General features: G+C 63.8%; 11 protein-coding genes and 2 pseudogenes. 8 read left to right on the plus strand and 5 right to left on the minus strand.

The window, feature by feature from the left end; all coding sequences use genetic code 11:
* The 4 genes and pseudogenes from U5775_RS23670 to tssB form a co-directional block, all read right to left on the minus strand.
* Positions 1–1,207: pseudogene (locus tag U5775_RS23670) on the minus strand (chitinase); the annotation flags it as partial.
* Between the two features lie 8 nt (positions 1,208–1,215).
* Positions 1,216–3,552 (minus strand): type VI secretion system tip protein VgrG, encoded by a 2,337-nt coding sequence (locus U5775_RS23675; RefSeq protein WP_322060530.1) that lies wholly within the window; start codon positions 3,550–3,552, stop codon positions 1,216–1,218.
* Positions 3,553–3,636: 84 nt separating this feature from the next.
* Positions 3,637–5,184: a type VI secretion system contractile sheath large subunit gene (gene tssC / locus U5775_RS23680; RefSeq protein ID WP_322060531.1), complete on the minus strand. Its 1,548-nt coding sequence runs from the start codon at positions 5,182–5,184 to the stop codon at positions 3,637–3,639.
* A gap of 73 nt (positions 5,185–5,257) precedes the next feature.
* Positions 5,258–5,770 (minus strand): type VI secretion system contractile sheath small subunit, encoded by a 513-nt coding sequence (tssB, locus tag U5775_RS23685; RefSeq protein ID WP_322060532.1) that lies wholly within the window; start codon positions 5,768–5,770, stop codon positions 5,258–5,260.
* Between the two features lie 583 nt (positions 5,771–6,353).
* On the opposite strand from tssB, the gene tssK reads away from it, so the two are divergent.
* The 5 genes and pseudogenes from tssK to U5775_RS23710 all read left to right on the plus strand — a co-directional run.
* Complete coding sequence (gene tssK, locus U5775_RS23690) at positions 6,354–7,703, plus strand: type VI secretion system baseplate subunit TssK (RefSeq protein ID WP_322060533.1); 1,350 nt, start codon at positions 6,354–6,356, stop codon at positions 7,701–7,703.
* Positions 7,700–8,431: a DotU family type IV/VI secretion system protein gene (locus tag U5775_RS23695; protein WP_322060534.1), complete on the plus strand. Its 732-nt coding sequence runs from the start codon at positions 7,700–7,702 to the stop codon at positions 8,429–8,431. Before tssK ends, U5775_RS23695 begins: the two co-directional genes overlap by 4 nt.
* The gene (locus U5775_RS23700; protein ID WP_322060535.1) at positions 8,428–10,170 is read left to right on the plus strand and encodes an OmpA family protein; all 1,743 of its coding nucleotides are present in this window, start codon (positions 8,428–8,430) and stop codon (positions 10,168–10,170) included. Before U5775_RS23695 ends, U5775_RS23700 begins: the two co-directional genes overlap by 4 nt.
* Before the next feature lie 98 nt (positions 10,171–10,268).
* Positions 10,269–10,754 carry an Hcp family type VI secretion system effector gene (locus U5775_RS23705; RefSeq protein ID WP_322060536.1) on the plus strand — a complete coding sequence of 162 codons (486 nt, stop codon included), beginning with the start codon at positions 10,269–10,271 and terminating at the stop codon, positions 10,752–10,754.
* A 159-nt stretch (positions 10,755–10,913) separates the two neighbouring features.
* A pseudogene (locus U5775_RS23710) lies at positions 10,914–13,204 on the plus strand (AAA family ATPase); the annotation flags it as partial.
* Positions 13,205–13,305: 101 nt separating this feature from the next.
* Here U5775_RS23710 and U5775_RS23715 read toward each other — a convergent pair.
* Positions 13,306–13,536, minus strand: a complete 231-nt coding sequence (locus U5775_RS23715) for a Txe/YoeB family addiction module toxin (RefSeq protein WP_322060537.1) — start codon at positions 13,534–13,536, stop codon at positions 13,306–13,308.
* 383 nt (positions 13,537–13,919) lie between these two features.
* On the opposite strand from U5775_RS23715, the gene U5775_RS23720 reads away from it, so the two are divergent.
* The 3 genes from U5775_RS23720 (at position 13,920) to U5775_RS23730 (ending at position 17,863) form a co-directional block, all read left to right on the plus strand.
* Positions 13,920–15,224, plus strand: coding sequence for an MFS transporter (locus U5775_RS23720; protein WP_322060538.1), 1,305 nt, complete (start codon positions 13,920–13,922; stop codon positions 15,222–15,224).
* 69 nt (positions 15,225–15,293) lie between these two features.
* Positions 15,294–16,361 (plus strand): peroxidase-related enzyme, encoded by a 1,068-nt coding sequence (locus tag U5775_RS23725; RefSeq protein ID WP_322060539.1) that lies wholly within the window; start codon positions 15,294–15,296, stop codon positions 16,359–16,361.
* Between the two features lie 17 nt (positions 16,362–16,378).
* Positions 16,379–17,863: an NAD(P)/FAD-dependent oxidoreductase gene (locus tag U5775_RS23730; RefSeq protein WP_322060540.1), complete on the plus strand. Its 1,485-nt coding sequence runs from the start codon at positions 16,379–16,381 to the stop codon at positions 17,861–17,863.
* Positions 17,864–17,908 lie beyond the last annotated feature (45 nt).

Here is a 17,908-nt window from a genome sequence, read left to right on the forward strand (position 1 = left end):
TCTCGGTGAACAGGTGGGCAGCGTCTTGTGGCAGTGCTGCGAACCCATTGACCTGGACTACATCCGTTTTCCTGGCATCGGAGCCCTGTTGTCCATGGTCCTGATAGAGTGTGGTCCCCTTGTCAACGCGCAGGATGGTTGGGTCCGCCGGCAACCCAAGCTGGCTCCACGGGTTCGGGTTCGCGCCGTTGGCGACAACCCAGGTCCGCCCAGCATCGATGAACTGCTTGATGCTCTCGTTGCAGAACACCTCGATGTGCACCATGCGCGTCGACGTTGAGTCTCGCAACGAGTCGTAGCGTCCGGGGTAACCCAGCACATCGCCGGCTTTGACCTTGACGCGCTGAGCCTCGGGTACAACGTTCACACAATCGAATGACGAATCAGGCAGGACAGCCTTCACGACCGGTCCGGCGTGACCACTTTCCTTGCCGAGGAAGATCCACCCACCCTTTGCGGCACTTGAGGGCACGAAGGCGCCGACCGTGGGGGGATATAGGGTTCCCGGGTCGTCTGCAATCTGCCCCCAGTCGCCGTCGCGCCTCGAAAGGCTGACTTGCATGCCCCGCGGAAGAATTCCAATTGGCGTTCCGTGCCCTTTCGATGCCCGCACACGCAATCCGACCTGATCGTCCGGCGCGGTTTGTCCGTTAGCCGCTGCCTTCGGGCGGTCCACCGTGTCCAGAGTCACCTCGTATTTTGGCGACCAGTAGAGCGGCCAGGGGATGGTCAAATCAGCTTCGTAGGCGGCGTAATCCTGAAGATGCATGTACAGGCTGAAGAAGACGAGCCTGCTACCACGCGGAAATTCCATCGTGTGTTGCACCAGTGCGAAGCCCGTGCTGTACGGCGCACTGACTGCGGCGTGTCCATCCCGGGCAGGAATGGTGCTCACTGGATAGGCCCGGTTCAGTCGCCATGCCACAACCTCGCCGTCAGCGATGCAGCGCACGCCCCCCTTGAAATCCAGCGCCTGACCGGCACCCGCTTCGCTGATATGGATGCCGCCGTGCCACATACCGCTGTCCGTTACCGCAAAGGTACCCGACGGCTCGCGTTTAAGGAGCACGTACCAGTCGTGTTCATTCATCGCGTCGGCAGTCGAACTGCCACTTCCCTGCTGCTGCGGCTTCTTGCGAAACGGGAAGGCGAACGCCAGCTGCTTGAGAGGCGGCGGCGGAGTGGTCGGTGGACTAGTGTTTGCCATGAGAATTGCTATTCAGAGAACCCGAAACCCAGGTTGCCCTTCACGTCTTTCGGCACGGAATTCGCCCAGCCCGGGAACGAGAAGTTGCCCCCAGCAGGTCCGTCCACTTTCAGATTACCCTTCGCGTCGATCTGGTCGCTCGGGCTCGCCAATTCGATCCGTCCATTCGCAATCCTGATATATGCACCTGCCCCATCGCCGAGTGTAATTCCCTTCGACCCGGTGATAGATATCTCGTCAGTTGAAGAACTGATTTTCACACCTTTGAGCGCCATCATTTCCAGCGCGTCCTCCTGTGCCTGAATCTGCACCTTCCCTCTGGCAAAAATTCGAATGCCCAGCTTTGCTGCAAATAGAGAAATTGCCTCGCCCGCGGCGATTGCGATGCGCTTCATGACCCCAATGTCGAGTCCATCGCCGGCTGTGAAGAATAGCTGTCTTTGCGCGGCGAACAAAGCGTCGCTTCCACTGGAAATTCCAACACCGTCGGGTGCAGTGGCAACGATTGCAGATTTTTTGAGCTGCGTCAGATTCTGTTCGACAAGCGCGCGTTGTTTTTCGATTTCGGCAAGCAACGCTTTTGCAGCGTTGGCACTATCGTTGAGCGATTTAAGAATATCTTCGGACTGCCTGAAGGTGTCGTCGGCGTTCTGCATCGCGAGTTGTTGCCCGGTTGCCGCAGCTTGAGGTTCCGCCGAAACAAGCACCCCCTTTGCACCCCGGATCGCAACGCGATCGTCGGTGCGAAGTTCTGCGCCCTGCCCCCGCTCCTTGCGATCAGCATCGACCATGTGGCCCAGATTGAGCTCGCTGGTCTGGAAAGGCGTAGTCAGATGGATGTGCTCGACGCCTTCCTTGTCCTCCATCCGCATCTCGTTCTGCGCGGCCGTACGAATGAGATTGCGGGTATTGTTGAGGTTGTTGACCAGATCGGGGTGCAGGCTGTCGTGCATTGCACCGATCATGATGGGACGATTAGGATCGCCCGCAGTAAATTCAAGCGCGACCTCGGCGGAATCGATCAGCGGGAAATGCTGGCCGTAGTTATCGCCGCTGTAGGGCTTGGCAAAGCGTACCGGCCGACTCGTGCCGCCCGGACTCCACTCGTCAAGATCGAACGGCAGCTTGATGACGTACCAGCCCTGCTCTGTCAGATACGCATATTTGTAATTCCCGGGGGACGTGACACGAGCTGGCAGGATGCCGGTGATGACGGGTTTTTCGATCGATGACATCGGCGTTCGCCAGACCGTGTCCGAAGGAATCCCCTCGAATTTCACGCGGTACGACTTGTTGCGCGCGCCATGCGAGCGCACCGACGTGATGAAAATCCCGTGCTTCGCATCAACCTGCACCGGGTCGACCAGCATGACTTCGCCGGCTTCCAGCCAGTACGGATTGCCAGTGCCAATGAAACTGATCTGGCTCGCCAGATATGCCTCGTGCCGCAGCCGGGCGATGTTCCGGCCTTCTTCCAGGGTTTCGTAATGCTCGCCCCAGTGATAGTCGACAGCATCCGTCGTCGTATCATCGCGCGCGGCGTTCTCCTCGACGAGCAGTGACACATCCGCCTGGCGGTGGTTGTAATCGTGCAGCCGCACCGAGGCGGGCACGCGCTTCGTTCGCCGCCGCAGCGTCTTGATCGAATCGGCGCCTACGCTTTCGAGGCCGGATTCGCGGCGGTAGGGCACGGTACGCTGCTTGCGCGAGTACGCATCCAGATCGTCGCCGAATACGATGACCGCGTAGTCTTTCTTCTGCTCCCAGCGGAACCAGATGCCCTCTTCGGCGCAGATGCGCTGGATAAACCTGAACGTTGTCTCGCGATACTGGGTGATGTATTCGTGACGCTTGTACTTCCGGCGAAGCTTGAACACAAAGTCGACGCCGGCCCGGTAGCCATCGTGCCGCAACGTGTCGGTGATGATCTCCTCGACCGACTGCTTCTGGAACAGGCGGCTCGTCACCCCCCGGTTGAGGTCGGCCATTTTCGGTTCGAGCAGTACCCGATAGCGCGTCTCGTCGGCAGACGTGTCGATTTCGTCAAACTTCGTGATGATGCCGTGGAGGGTGTACGCAGGCGGTTTTTTGCTGAACTTCGTCGCGTTCTCGCCGTACATCCGGCGCAGGTTACCCATCTCCGGGTCGATCGGGTCGATCACGAATCGCGCAGGACGCCCGAGCACCTGATCCATCGGGAGGCCTGCCGTCGGGCTCGTGAATTCAATCACGTACCCGTATAACTGGCTGATCCGGTCGATGCCAATGAAATTCAGGACCGAGAACGGCGCAGGCTGCGGCGCCAGTTTCAATTCATAAGCCTGCAACGGCATGACCATCGACATCGGAAGCCTCCCGGGAACACGAACACAACGGCATGACCGGGGCACCTTATGGTGCCCCGGCGGGGTCACGCAGGGAACGTCAGATCAGCTCTTGGCCTTCGGCATCTGCGACACCAGCGACAGCCCGATGTCCATGCCCTCGACCTGGAAGTGCGGGATAACGAAGAGCTTGATGCGGAAGAAGCCCGGGTTGTCCTCGATATCCTCGACCGTGACCTTCGCCTCGCGCAGCGGGTGCGAGGCCTGCAGTTCGTCGCCCGGATCCTTCATCTCGGTCACGAGCCCCTTGATCCAGTTGTTCAGTTCGAGCTCGAGCAGGCGGCGGTCCTTCGTCGTGCCGATGTTCTCGCGCTGGATCAGCTTCAGGTAGTGCGCGATGCGCGAGAGCAGGAAGATGTACGGCAGACGTGCGTTGATGCGGCTGTTGGCTGTCGCCTCCTTCGTCTCGTAGAGTGCCGGCTTCTGCGCCGAGTTGGCCGAGAAGAAGCACGCGAAGTCGTGGTTCTTGTAGAACGAGAGCGGAATGAAACCCAGGTTCGCGAACTCGAACTCGCGCGTCTCCGGAATCAGCACCTCGGTCGGAATTTTCGGCTGTATACCGGTGCCGAGGTCGTACAGATGGACCGGCAAGTCTTCGACCTTGCCGCCCGCCTGCGGCCCCCGGATCTGGACACACCACCCGTTATTCACGAAGCTGCGGGTCATGTTGGCCGCGAAGGCGAATGAGGCGTTCATCCACAGGTATTTGCTGTGGTCCGGGCCCTTCACCGCTTCTTCGTAGTTGAAGGCGCGCACCGGCACCGTATCCTTGCCGTAGGGCAGACGGCCCAGCACGCGCGGCATGACGAGGCCCACATAGCGCGCATCGTCCGTATCACGGAAACTCTTCCACTTGATGAATTCGGCGCGGTCGAAGTAGTTGCCGATATCCTGGATGGCGGCCACTTCATCCATGGTCTGCTTGCCGAAGAACTTCGGCCCCACCGAGCCGATGAAAGGCATGTGCGCGGCGGCCGCGACCTTCGAGATGTTGCGCAGCAGGGCGACATCCATCGGCGAATTCTCGAACTCGAAGTCGCTGATCAGCGCGCTGACCGGCTGGCCGCCCGGGGTGTCGTATTCCTCGATGTACGTGAGGCGGTACAGGCCGCTCTGGATGATCTCGGGCGTGTCCTCGAAGTCGCGCTGCAGCGCTTCCTTCGAGACGTCGAGCACTTCGATCCTCGCATTGCGGCGGAAGTCGGTGCGCGACACGAGCATCCTGAGGCCGCGCCAGCGACCTTCGAGCGCCTGGAATTCCGGGGTGTGCATCACGGCGTCGAGCTGACGGCTGATCTGCCGGTCGAGCTGGCCGATATGGAAGTCGAGCAGCGACTTGTCCAGTCGATCGACCGGCTGGCTCGACTTCGCGACGAGTTCGAGAAATGCGCTCATGCCGCGCGCGATACGCTCGTCGGCAGAGGCCTCCGAGAGCATGTCGCTGTCGCGGAAGGCCTCGAGCGGGCGCGCCTCGGCGACGGGCTTGAGATTGATCTTGCTGCACAGCGAGGCATACACGCCGTCCGGTGCGTCGAGTGCAATGGTTTGCCCGGCACCCTGATGGGCGCCATGGCTGGATTCTTTCTGTGTCATTGCGGATCCTGTCTGCGCTTGTAGCGCAACGTGGTTGCGAAAGGTGGTGAAGGCCGTTTTAGGCCGTCGGCGTTCAGGCATGTCCTTCCGGTTGGGTCGCGGCCGTCGCGATCTGCGCCAGTTCGCCGCGCAGCTTGTCCGACAGGTGCCGGTCTTTCAGGATCTTCTCGAACTCGCGTCGGAAAGTACCGTTGTCGAGGAGGTTCGATTTCAGGTCCCTCAGCAGGTTGCGCATCGCCAGCATCGCCTGCAGTTCCGGAATCTGGCGGGCGACCTGATCCGGCTCGAAGTCCTTCATCGAGCGGAACGACAGGTTCACGGGCAACTCCGAACCATCCGCTGCCAGCGTGTTCTCCGCCGCAATCTTGAGGTCCGGCGCATGGTCGGCCAGCACCGCGTCGAAGTTGTTCTTGTCGATATTGACCTTCCTGCGCTCGGCCAGTGGCGCCTGCTCGCGGCCCGCGCTGAAGTCGCCTGCGACCAGCAGCTTGAGCGGCAACTCCACCTTCTTCTGCGCACCGCCCGTGTGCAGATCGAGTGTTATCGAGATACGGCTCTTAGGAATTTCTTTCTGGAAACTTTCCATCGTAGTCCTCAGGAAATGAGATTCAAGGTCCCCGCCGAACGCGCCCGTCCCGATGTGGTGACATGTGCCGCACCGCTGCGCATTGGCGCGCACGTATGCGACTCGAAAAATCATCCAGCTTCACCCCATGGCGCGGTCTCCATTCATGCGACTTTTATTGCAGCCGTCTATTTAACCGGTTTACCCTCATGGCGTCAAAGCCTGTTCCACGATTAATCCACCGATAGAGTGTGAAGATTTGTCAAATCAATAATTTTCGAGACAGGATTTTCGGAATATATGTCTGCAAGCACAAAAAATGGAGGGATAAAAAGTCAGAATTCCACTTGCAGAAAGGTGCAAACCGCAGCAATACCGCTTGTCTTGCATGACGAATATCAACCTTTTTAATGACTGATGGAAATTCAAAGGTCGTCGTCGACTATTTAAAGATAGGCGATGTGCATATTTATATCTCACGAATCGAGAGCTCCGTTAAATCCTGTCGTGGTTAGTGTAGCGAATCAGATTAATACGTATACAAATCGCAATTTCGGCGTTTAGAATCGCGTCACTCAAACGGAAAAGAATCAGGGACCACACCATGCGGATAGACAAGCCGCTCTGGCACGACGGGGCTATCCTCTCCCAGCAGCATTTCCAGCAACAGGATCGCTGGTTCGGCTTCGCCCTGAACCAGATCGCGGCCGCCGTGAACGCCGAGCCGTGGGGCACACTCTCCGTCGAGGTCGATGTCGAGGCAATGGCGACGGGACGGCTGAAGCTCGAGCAGTTGAAGGCACGTTTTCCGGACGGCACACCGATCGACACGACGCTGGCCGACGCGCTGCCGCCCGCGCGGGATCTAACGCAGGTGAGCAGCGACCGGCAGAGCGTCGTCGTGTTCGCCGCGATCGCGTTGCCCGATGCGAACGGCAACAACTGCCGCTTCGACGAAACCTCGCTCGCGCGGCCGCGGCGCTCCTACCGGGAATTCGCAAAGGTCACCGACCTGAACGGCACGGGCGAGGCCGAGATCGCCGCGGAGCGGCATGCGCTCAGGCTGCTCTTCGACTTCGAGGAGCACGCCGACGATACCGTCTGTGCGATCGCGCGGCTCACCCGCGCAACGAATGGCCAGTTTCAGGTCGACCGGACTTTCGTGCCGCCGTGCCTGACACTGGCCAGTCACCCGCTTCACATCGAGCGCATCAACCGGCTCACGGACATCCTGCACGCAAAAAGCATCGCGCTTGGGGCACGCCGCAGCGAACGCACGGGACAGGTGACCGAATATGGCGTGGCGGACGTGCAGCTTTACTGGCTGCTGGACTGCATTCACAAGGCGTGGCCGCAACTGCGGCTTTACGCTTCGCACCCGGCGCGCCCGCCGGAACACCTGTATGTCACGCTGGCCCAGCTCGCGGGTGCGCTGATGACATTTTCGACCGGTGCGCAGCTCACGGACATTCCGGTCTGGGACCACGCGCGCGCCGATGGAGTGTTCGCGAAGCTCGAATCGGTGATCCGCGAACTGCTCGACGCGATCATTCCGTCGCGCGTGGTGCCGGTCGGCCTGACGCGCAAGGGCCCGACGACGTGGACGGGCCACTTCCTGGAGGAGCGCCTGGTGGCCGACGGTGTGGACTGGTACCTGTCGGTCAATGCCCGCATGAGTGCATTCGAGCTCGTCGAGCAGGTTCCGCGGCTGTGCAAGATCGGCGCACCGGACGACGTCGCGCAGACGATCAATTCGGCGCTGCCGGGCATTCCCCTCAAGGCCGTGCAACGCGTACCGGCCGCCATGCCGGTGCGCCTGGACAACCAGTACTTCGCGCTGGACTCGTCAAGCGAGATGCACGCGAAGATGCTCGCGGCGCGTGCCTGCCAGATCTACCTCCCGGCCTCGATGCCCGACGTCACGCTTGAACTCTACGCGGTGCTGCGCTCATGACCTCCCTGACTTCCCGCCGTAACGGGCTTGCGCTGATGGACAGGGCGCCCGGCGCAGAGCCGGTCATTGGCTCCGGCATGCGCGATGAGCTGCGCGATACGGCGCTGCTGGTGACTTCACTGGCACCGGGTGGGCGGGTGAAGGATGCCGTGCAGCTTCGCGGGCGCTGCACCCAGGTGATGGGGCGTTTCTCGGATGCAATCACGCGCCGGGGTTACCCTGAGGGCGAGCGACAGGACGCGATGCTCGCCCAGTGCGGACTGCTGGACGAGATCGCACTACGGCACCTCAATGGTGAAAGCCGGGCCACCTGGGAGCTCACGCCGCTGCAGGTCGAGCGCTTCGGGCTGCACGATGCGGGCGTGAGCGTGATCGACCGCATGGAGGCCCGTGTGCGGGAGGCGTCGCCCAACGCCGACCTGCTCGAATGCTATGCGGCGATCCTCGGCATGGGGTTCATGGGCCGTTATGCGCTCGACGGCGAGACGAAGCGCAACGCGCTGATGAGCGCGCTCGCCAGCCGTCTGGAGAAAATCCGTCCCGCCGCGGACCAGCCGTTCATGGCCGACCATTCGGCGCGCCGGCTTTCGGACTGGTTCTACCGGCTTGCGCCATGGGTGGTCGCGGGCCTGGCCTGTGTCGTCGCGGCGATCGTCTGGGGTCTGTGGGGCGTCGCGCTCGACGCGCAGCTCGCGCATATCGTGCCGGCCAGGGTCGTCCACCCGTGAAGTCCGATCTGCCCGTGCTGAATTCCGGGCCCGACAAGGTGCACGTTTCTGGCCATGAGGGGCTGGGCTATCCGTTTCGCCTGATGGTCGTGCTGGCCAGCGTCCTGGCGCTCGCCGTGATCTGGTTCATCGCGCAGCCCGGCCCCGGCCTTGCATGGATGCTTACCGTTGCGATCGTGCTCGTCGCCGTTGTGCTCGTTGGCTGGCGTTCCGTCATGCTCATGCGGGCGCGCGAGCAGGCCGCGCACGTGCTCGCCGCACTCGGAGCGGCCACGATTGATGTTCCGGTCAGCCTGCGAACGCGCATGCCGCTCGTGCTGGTCACCGGCGACGATCTGCCGGCGCTGTTCAACCGTCATGACGGAGAGCGTTTCGCGCACGTTGGCGACGGTGCGATCTGGCTGCGCGTCGACCGCCCGCAGGACCTCCCCCGCATGGCCGGGGCCGTGCGGCAGTGGCGCGATGGCCGCGCGCCGGATGGCGTCGTGCTGTCAGTGGTGCCGGCCCGGTACACCGACCCCGAGGTGCTGACGCAGTCGCTGCGCGTGGTGCGGCAGGCTGTATCGGACGCCTCGGGCATGCTGGGCTCGCGCATGCTTCCGGGCTATGTCGCCGTCTACCAGCGGCTGACGACCGCGCCGGCCGGGCTTACCGCACCGCGATGGCACGGTGTTTCGTCGGCGGGACGCATAGTCGATGCGCAGCGTTTCGAGGCAGTGATCCGCGCTGCCGAAAACGAAGTGCTGCATGCATCGGGCGATGGCGCACCGGCAGCGCGCGCCGCTGCCCTTGCGTCGATCGTGAGCTGGACGCAGCGCGTCGTGTTCCACGCCCTCACGGACCGGCAGCAGCCCGCCGCCCCCTTGGCACCGTTCGGCGCCGGCTGGATCGACTGCGGGCCAGCGGGACGGGCCGGCAATCCGTGGGAGCGAGAGATCGAAATGCAGACCGGCGTCGTGCGTGCCCCGGCCGCCGCGTCGCCCACACCGTGGCCCTTGCCGCAGCCGCTGATCAGCGCGATGCCGCGGCGGTTCTGGATGTCGCCCCGGATGGCCGCCCTCGCCCACGCGATTGCGCTGCTGGGTTGCGCGGCACTGGCCGCATTCTGCTTCGCGGCCCGCAACAACCAGGTGCTGCTCGCCCGCGTCGGCGCGGATCTCGGGCGCTACGCGATGATCCCGGCCGACCACGACGCGGTGCGGCGTGACGCGCTGCAGGCGCTGGTGGCCGACCGGGACGAGCTGGACCGCTACGCGCGTACCGGCGTTCCGCCGCGGCTGTCGCTCGGCCTGTACCGGGGTGCCCGGCTCATTGCGCCGCTCGATGCGGCAATCGCGTCGTACGTCCCGCCGCCACCGCCGCCGGCCGTGGTGACACTCGACAGCATGTCGCTGTTCGACAGCGGCAGCGCGCAACTGAAACCCGGTTCGACGCGCGCGATGGTCGGTACGCTGGAAATGATCAAGGCGCACCCGGACAAACGCATCCTGGTGGCTGGCTACACCGACAACGTGGGAGGTCCCGAGAGCAACCTGAAGCTTTCCGCGGCGCGCGCCGAAGCGGTGCGCGACTGGCTGATCGAAGCGTCCGGCATCGCGGCCACCCGGTTCGCGATCCAGGGATACGGCGATACGCGGCCCCTTGCGGACAACGATACGGACGCCGGCCGGGCGAGGAACCGGCGCGTGGAAATCACGCTGGTACCGGACGCACCGGATGCCGGCCCGTCAGGCCTGTAACCGCTCTTTTTTGGGCCCCGGAGCGGTAGCTTCGGGAATTTTGAAGGCTCGGGGGCTGCCTCCGGGTAAATTAGCAGTACGAAGAATGGAGTCAGGAAATGGCAATACCCGCATACATGTGGCTCAAGGACGATGGCGGCGCCGACATCAAGGGTTCGGTCACCGTCCAGGGCCGTGAGGGCAGCGTCGAGATCACTGAATTTGCGCACTCGCTGCATATTCCGACCGACGGCAACACCGGCAAGCTGACGGGCACGCGCGTTCATGCGCCGATTACGCTCTACAAGGAGACCGACGCGTCGACGCCGTATCTCTACAAGGCCGTGACGAGCGGCCAGACGCTGAAGTCGGCCGAGATCCGGTGGTACAAGATCGACGACGCCGGCAAGGAGAAGGAGTACTTCAATACGAAGCTCGACAACGTCAAGATCGTGTCGGTCAGTCCGATGATGTACGACATCAAGGATCCCGACTACGAGAAGCACAACCATCTCGAGAAAGTCGAGCTGCGCTACGAGACGATCACCTGGTCGTACAAGGACGGCAACATTATCCACAAGGATACGTGGAACGAGCGTTCCTGATCGAATGAGGTCTGGAGGCCAGTCCGTTCTGCCAGCAGTTCCCTGAAGTCGTCGGCCTTCCTTTGCCAGTCCGCCCCTCGCGGGCTGGCGTTTTTTCTTCCCCGGGCGCGGACGCGTGCTTAAGTCCCGGTCCGCTCCCCTGCCTGAGCGTATCTCGCCATGACCATTCGCGACGACCGAAGGATGTCCCCGTGGGACACCACCCATCTGCTCCAGCGGCTCAACCCCCATCGCGCGAAGGCGCTCGAGGCGGCGGTGGGCCTGTGCCAGACGCGCCTGGCTGACGAGATCACGGTCGAGCACTGGCTGCTCAAGCTGCTAGAGGCCGCAGACGGCGATATCCCGGCCATCATGGCCCACTACGACCTGAACATCGATGCCGTATGGGACGCGTTGCTCAAGGCCATCGATCACACGCCACGCAACCTGCGCGGCAGGCCCGGCCTTTCGCCGCAACTGGCCGTCGTCCTGCAGGACGCATGGGCGCACGCGTCGGCGCAGAATGATGAGGCGTTCATCCGCTCCGGCAACGTGCTGCAGGCCATTGTCGAGGCGCCCCACGTACTGCGCCCGCCCAACGCATGGCCACTTCTGTCCGTCAGCAGCGCACAGATCCCGCGCCTGCTGCCACGCCTGGGAATGCGGACCTGCGAGAACGCACCAGATGAACCGGAAACGGTGCCGGGCGAACCGGCCAGCACGTCAAAACCGGGCCCGGCAGACGCCGTGCCGCAAGCCAGTGCCTCAATGGCAGCGAAGCGCTCCGTGGACGGCGACGCGCTCGCGCGCTTTGCGGTCGATATCACGGCAAAGGCGCGTGAAGGAAAGATCGATCCCGTATTTGGCCGTGACCGCGAGATCCAGCAGATGGTCGACGTGCTCGCACGGCGCCGCAAGAACAACCCGGTTCTCGTCGGCGAGCCCGGTGTCGGCAAGACGGCGCTCGTCGAAGGCCTCGCGCTGCGTGTCGCCGAAGGCACCGTACCCAATGTGATCCGCGACGTGCGCCTCCTCACGCTCGACCTCGGTCTGCTGCAGGCGGCGCCGATGCCGCGAACCTGCTCAAGCCCGCCCTTGCGCGCGGCGAGTTTCGCACCATCGCTGCCACCACCTGGTCGGAATACAAGGAATACTTCGAGCGCGACGCCGCCCTTGAACGGCGGTTCCAGGTGATCAAGGTCGATGAGCCCGACGACGAAGCCGCTTGCGTGATGCTGCGCGGCCTGAAGAACCGCTACGCGACGTATCACAACGTCCACATCCGCGACGAGGCGCTGGTGGCGGCGGTCAAACTGGCGCGCCGGTACATCCCCGCGCGGCAGCTACCGGACAAGGCCGTGGATCTGATCGACACGGCCGCCGCACGCGTGCGCATGAGTCTTGAATCGCCGCCGGCGGAACTGCAGCGCGCGCGCGCAGCCGTCTCGGCGCTGGAACTGGAATTGGCGACGCTGGAAGACGATGCACGTGCTGGTGTTGGGAACGTGGCCATGCGTCGTGCCGAGCTAGACTCCGCGCTCGCTGGCGCGAGATCCGGCGTGGCCGGCCTGCAGGCGCGTTATGGCGAGGAACTCGAACTCGTCCGGCTGCTCCACACGCGACGCGATGCAGGGGAAACGGCAAGCAACAACACCGCTCTCGCCGATGCCTGGCAGGCGCTCGCGCACGCCCAGGGCAAGACGGCGCTGGTTTTCGCGGACGTCGATGCACAGGCGATCGCACACGTAGTGGCGGAATGGACCGGCGTGCCGGTCGGCAACCTCCTTGAAGACGAACTGCAAGGCCTGCTCACGCTGGAGACGAAACTGGCAGAGCGCGTCGTGGCTCAGGACGACGCGCTGGGTGCGCTCGCCGACGGCCTGCGCACCGTGAAGGCTGGTTTGAAGAACGAGCGCGCTCCGCTCGGCGTGTTCCTGCTCGCGGGACCGTCCGGCGTCGGCAAGACGGAAACGGCCCTCGCGCTCTCGGACCTGCTGTTCGGCGGCGAGGCTGCGCTCACGACGATCAATATGTCGGAGTACCAGGAATCGCACACCGTGTCGCAACTCAAGGGATCACCGCCGGGCTATGTCGGTTACAGCCGCGGTGGAGTCCTGACCGAAGCCGTGCGCCAGCGCCCTTACAGTGTTGTGCTGCTCGATGAGGTTGAAAAGGCACACCGTGACGTGCTTGACATCTTCTATCAGGTATTCGACCGCGGTGCGATGCGCGACGGCGAAGGGCGCGAGATCGACTTCCGCAACTGCGTGATCCTCATGACGTCAAATCTGGGCAGCGCGCAGATCGACGAGGCCACGACCGACAGTCCGGACATCACGCAGGCGGCGCTGCTCGAGGCCATTCACCCGCAGCTCGTGGCGCACTTCCAGCCTGCCTTGCTCGCCCGCTTCCAGACGCTCGTCTACCGGCCGCTCGATGCGGCGGCGCTGGCGTCGATTTTGCGCCTGAAACGGTGGAGCGAGGTCTGGCCAGCGTACTGCTGCACGCGGATACCACTGGCGCATGGGCGAAACCCGACGTCCTCATTGGTGACGTAATCCGTGTGTCTCGATCAGTCATTCGCCTCATAAACCAGGCGACTCGTATCGTCGATACGTCGTGACCAGAAGCCGGAAAGATTCGCCTTCGATACTTCGGGTTTTCCGATGCCTTCGAATAGCGTCCGCTGTGTTTCGCGTATGAGCTGATTGATCCGTTTGAGCGTTTTGCGATCCTGGCCTCGCCAATAGACGTAGTCGTCCCACGCATCGCGCGTAACGAGCACGCGCCGCCGGACCGTCATTCATCGTCCTCATGCAACGCTTGCTCCGCGGCCTGCCCCTGCCGCAACTGCTCAATCGAGCGCTCCAGGTGCGCGACATTGGCCGGCCATCGCAACAGATGAACCGTTGCCACGAGCGTCCGAAATGGGGACGGAATCATCCCTCTCCCCTCCGCCCCTCCAACCACCCGCCCCACAAAGAAAAATCCCCTCCCCCAAAGAAATCCCCTTCTCTCCTTACCATTCCAGCAGAATTTTCATTCCACAAAAAAGTCGTACCGGCACGAATTTTAGTTTTTTATTCTTGCGCCAAATCAATATCATGGTGTCAAGCGGTGCCTGACGCATGCGGACGGCATGCCGCCATACCCAAAAATCCCAAACCGTTCAGAGGGGAGACACCGATGCGGAACAAAGCAGGCGTCAAGCGTGTCATCGTTGCGGCCGTGCTGGCCAACGCAATGGAGTGGTTCGATTTCACCATCTTCGCGGCGATGACGCCGATCATCAGCAAGCTGTTCTTTCCGTCCGGAAACGGCGCCTCGGGCACCGATCTCAACGCCATCCTCCTCACCACCGCACTGTTCGGCGCCGGATTCTTCATGCGGCCCGTGGGCGGCGTGCTGCTTGGCCTCTACGGCGACAAGTACGGGCGCAAGACCGCGATGACGCTCGGCATGGGCATCATGGCGCTGTCCGCCGTGATCATGACGTTCGCGCCCACCTACGCCACGGCCGGCCTGCTCGCGCCGCTGCTGATGCTGATCGCGCGGCTGCTGCAAGGCTTTTCGATCGGCGGCGAATTCGGCACCTCGACCGCGTTCCTGATCGAGCTCGCGCCGCCCCATCGCACCGGCTACTACGGCTCCTGGCAGATGAGCGGGCAGCTCATGTCGACGATGCTCGGCGCCGCGCTCGGCATGATCGTGACGCACGTCTTCACGACCGGGCAGCAGCTCGCGGGCGCCTGGCGCATTCCGTTCGCGGTCGGCCTCGTGATCGCGCCGCTCACCGTCTACCTGCGCCGCCACGCGAGCGAGACCTACGCGCGCGTGCTGGCCACGCCGCAGACGCTCGCGAAGGAGGCCGCCGTGGTCAAGCGCGGGATGTCCGACTACCTGATCGGCATGGGCATGGTGGTCGCGAGCACGGTGTCGTTCTACGTCACGTTCGGCTATACCGTGACCTACGCGAAGCAGGTGCTCAAGCTGCCGGTCTCGGAGAGCTTCATGGTGCAGATGATCGCCGCCATCGTCATGCTGATCGTCACGCCGATAGCGGGCGCGCTCTCCGACCGCTACGACCGCAAGACGCTGCTGCTCGTTTCGCTGGGCGGCTATCTGCTCGCGATTTATCCGCTCTACGAGTGGGTCGTGGCCGCGCCGTCGGTCAACCGGCTCCTGATCACGCAGATCGTGATCGGCGTGCTGAGCGCGGCCTTCCTCGGCGTCTACTGCACCACGCTCGCCGAGATGTTCCCCAAGCGCTCGCGCGCGACTTCGCTCGCCATCGTCAACAACGTGGCAGTCCTGATCTTCGGCGGCTTCGCGCAAACCTTCGTGACCTGGCTCATCAAGCTCACGGGCTCGCCGCTCGCGCCCGTGCTCTACGTGATGATCGGGCTCGCGCTCGGGCTCGTCGCCGTGGTCGCGCTGCGCGCCGAGCATTTCAAGCAGCGCAGCGTCAACCCCGCCGAGGTGGCCGGGTGACGTGCGCCGACGGCGTTCGCCTGTTCCGGATTCCGCCTTTCGTGGACCTGATATCGAACTGATACCGACATGATTACAGAACAACTCGATTGCATCGATTCCCTCGTCGCGCCGCACGATGTGGCGCGTTCCGAACAACTGCGCGCGCCGCGCGCCAAGATCGCGGCGTCCACGCAGGCTGTCTACGACACGCTGTTCGGCCCGCAGGTGGAAAGCCGCGAACGCGCGCGGCGCTTTGCCATCGCAAGCGCCGTCGCGCACGCGAACGGCCCCGAAACGGTCAGCCGCTTCTACGCCGGCCAAGCGGCGCCGGCGCAGGTGCCCAATGATGCGCTCGATGGCGCGCTCGGCGCCTGGATAGAGATCGCTTCGACCACGCCGCGCCTGGCCGGCCGCGAGCGCCTGGCCGCCGTGGAGGCGGCGGGCGTATCGCAGCGCGAGATCGTCACCATCGGGCAGCTCATCGGCTTCGTCGCGTTCCAGGCGCGCGTGGTGGCGGGTCTGCTCGCGTTGAGCGGCCAGCCCGCGCAGGGCACGAAGCCGCTGCCGGAAATCACGCACGATCCGCGCTTCACCGCGCACAAGCTCGACTGGCTGGCCTGGCTCGCGCCGTTGCCGCTCGAAGCCGCGACGCCCGATCAGCTCGCCGTGCTCGACGAAAGCGGGCCCACTGCGCGGGAGTCGCCCTATTACCTCACGCTCGTGCAGGACCCCGAAGTATTGCGCCGGCGCAGCGAGACCTACAACGCGGTCATGTACGCGCCCGGCGGCCTGGCGCGCGCCGAGCGCGAAATGGCGGCGCTCGTGGTGTCGATCATCAACGGCTGCCATTACTGCGCGTCGGTTCATGCGGACCGTCTCACGCAATTGAGCAAGCGGTCCGAACTCTGCGAATGGATCTTCGAGGACCCGTTCAACGCGAAGCTCAGCGCGCGCGAGCGGGCCATCGCCACGTTTGCGGCGCGCCTCACGAGCGCGCCCGGGCAACTGGGCGCCGACGATCTCGCGCCGCTGCGCGAGCACGGCATGACCAATGCACAACTGCTCGACCTGATCCACGTCGTGGCGATCTTCGCCTGGGCCAACCGCCTCATGCTCACGCTGGGCGAGCCCGATTTTTCATGCGCGGCTTCTTGAGCACGGAGCAACTGACTATGCAAGCAGGCAACAAGAATCCGGCAACCGGTCTCGCGACACTCGAAGCGCGCCTCGCGCAGGACCTCGAATGGCTGTGCCTGCCGCCGCCCGACTGGACCCCCGATCGCAAAATGGGCGAGGCCGACGTGAGCGACGTGCTGATCGTCGGCGGCGGCATGTGCGGGCTCGCGGCGGCGGGCGCGCTCAAGCTCGTGGGCATCCACAAGCAGCGCATCGTCGATCGCGCGCCCGCCGGCAAGGAAGGTCCGTGGGTGACGTTCGCCCGCATGGAGACGCTGCGCTCGCCCAAGACGCTCACGGGCCCGTGCCTGGGGCTGCCCGCGCTCACGTTCCGCGCGTGGTATGAAGCGCAGTTCGGCCTCGACGCATGGCAGGCGCTCGACAAGATTCCGCGCGCTCAATGGATGGACTACCTCGTCTGGTACAAGCGCGTGCTCGGCCTCAATATCGACAACGGCGTCACGGTCCGCTCGATCGAGGCGGCGCCCGAAGGCTTGCTGCGCGTCGAGATGGATACGCCGCATGGCGCCGAAACGGCGTGGACGCGCCACCTGGTGCTCGCCACGGGCCGCGACGGCGGCGGCGCGCCGCAAGTTCCGGCGATGGCGGCCGGCATCAGCCGCCGCTTCTGGGCGCATTCGGCGCACGACATCGACTTCGAGGCGCTGCGCGGCAAGCGCGTTGCGGTGCTCGGCGCCGGGGCCTCGGCGATGGACAATGCGGCCACCGCGCTCGAAGCGGGCGCGGCGCGTCTGGACCTGTTCATTCGCCGCAACGACATTCCGCGCGTCAACAAGCTCACGGGCGTGAGCAGTCCGGGGCTCGCCTACGGTTTCTCGAACCTGTCCGACGCGTGGAAGTGGCGCATCAACCACTATGCGATGGTGAGCCAGGTGCCGCCGCCGCGCTCGAGCACCCTGCGCGTCTCGCGCCATCCGCACGCGCACTTCCATCTCGGCAGCCCCGTAGAGGCACTCGAAGTGCGTGACAACGCGCTGCAGGTTCGGACTCCGAAGGGAAACTACGAGATCGATTTCCTGATCTTCGGCACCGGCTTCACGACCGACCTGACGCAGCGCCCGGAACTGGCCACCTTCCACGACGCGATCAAGCTGTGGAAAGACGCCGTGGACTTGAGCGGGCTCGACGCGAATCGCGAGCTCGCGAATTCGCCTTATCTCGGCGAGGCGTTCGAGTGCCTGGAGAAAACGCCGGGCGACAGCCCGGCGCTCGGGCACGTGCATCTGTTCAACTATTCAGCACTTGCGAGCCTCGGCAAGCTCTCCGGCGACATTCCCGCGGTCAGCATCGGCGCGGAACGTCTGGCGCAAGGCATCATCAGCGCGCTGTTCGACGAAGACAAGGAAGCGCATTTCGCCGCGCTGCAAGCGTATGCCACGCCCGAGCTCTACGGCGACGAGTGGACCGATGCCGATCTCGCGCCTTCGACGGAAAGCGCGCCGGTGCAGGAATCGATTTGATTTGATGTGGGGATGGGCGGGTGGCGCGCGATGTGCCACCCGCCC

Source organism: Paraburkholderia sp. J63 (genome assembly GCF_905220245.1).
In the GTDB taxonomy this organism is placed as follows: Bacteria; Pseudomonadota; Gammaproteobacteria; order Burkholderiales; family Burkholderiaceae; genus Paraburkholderia.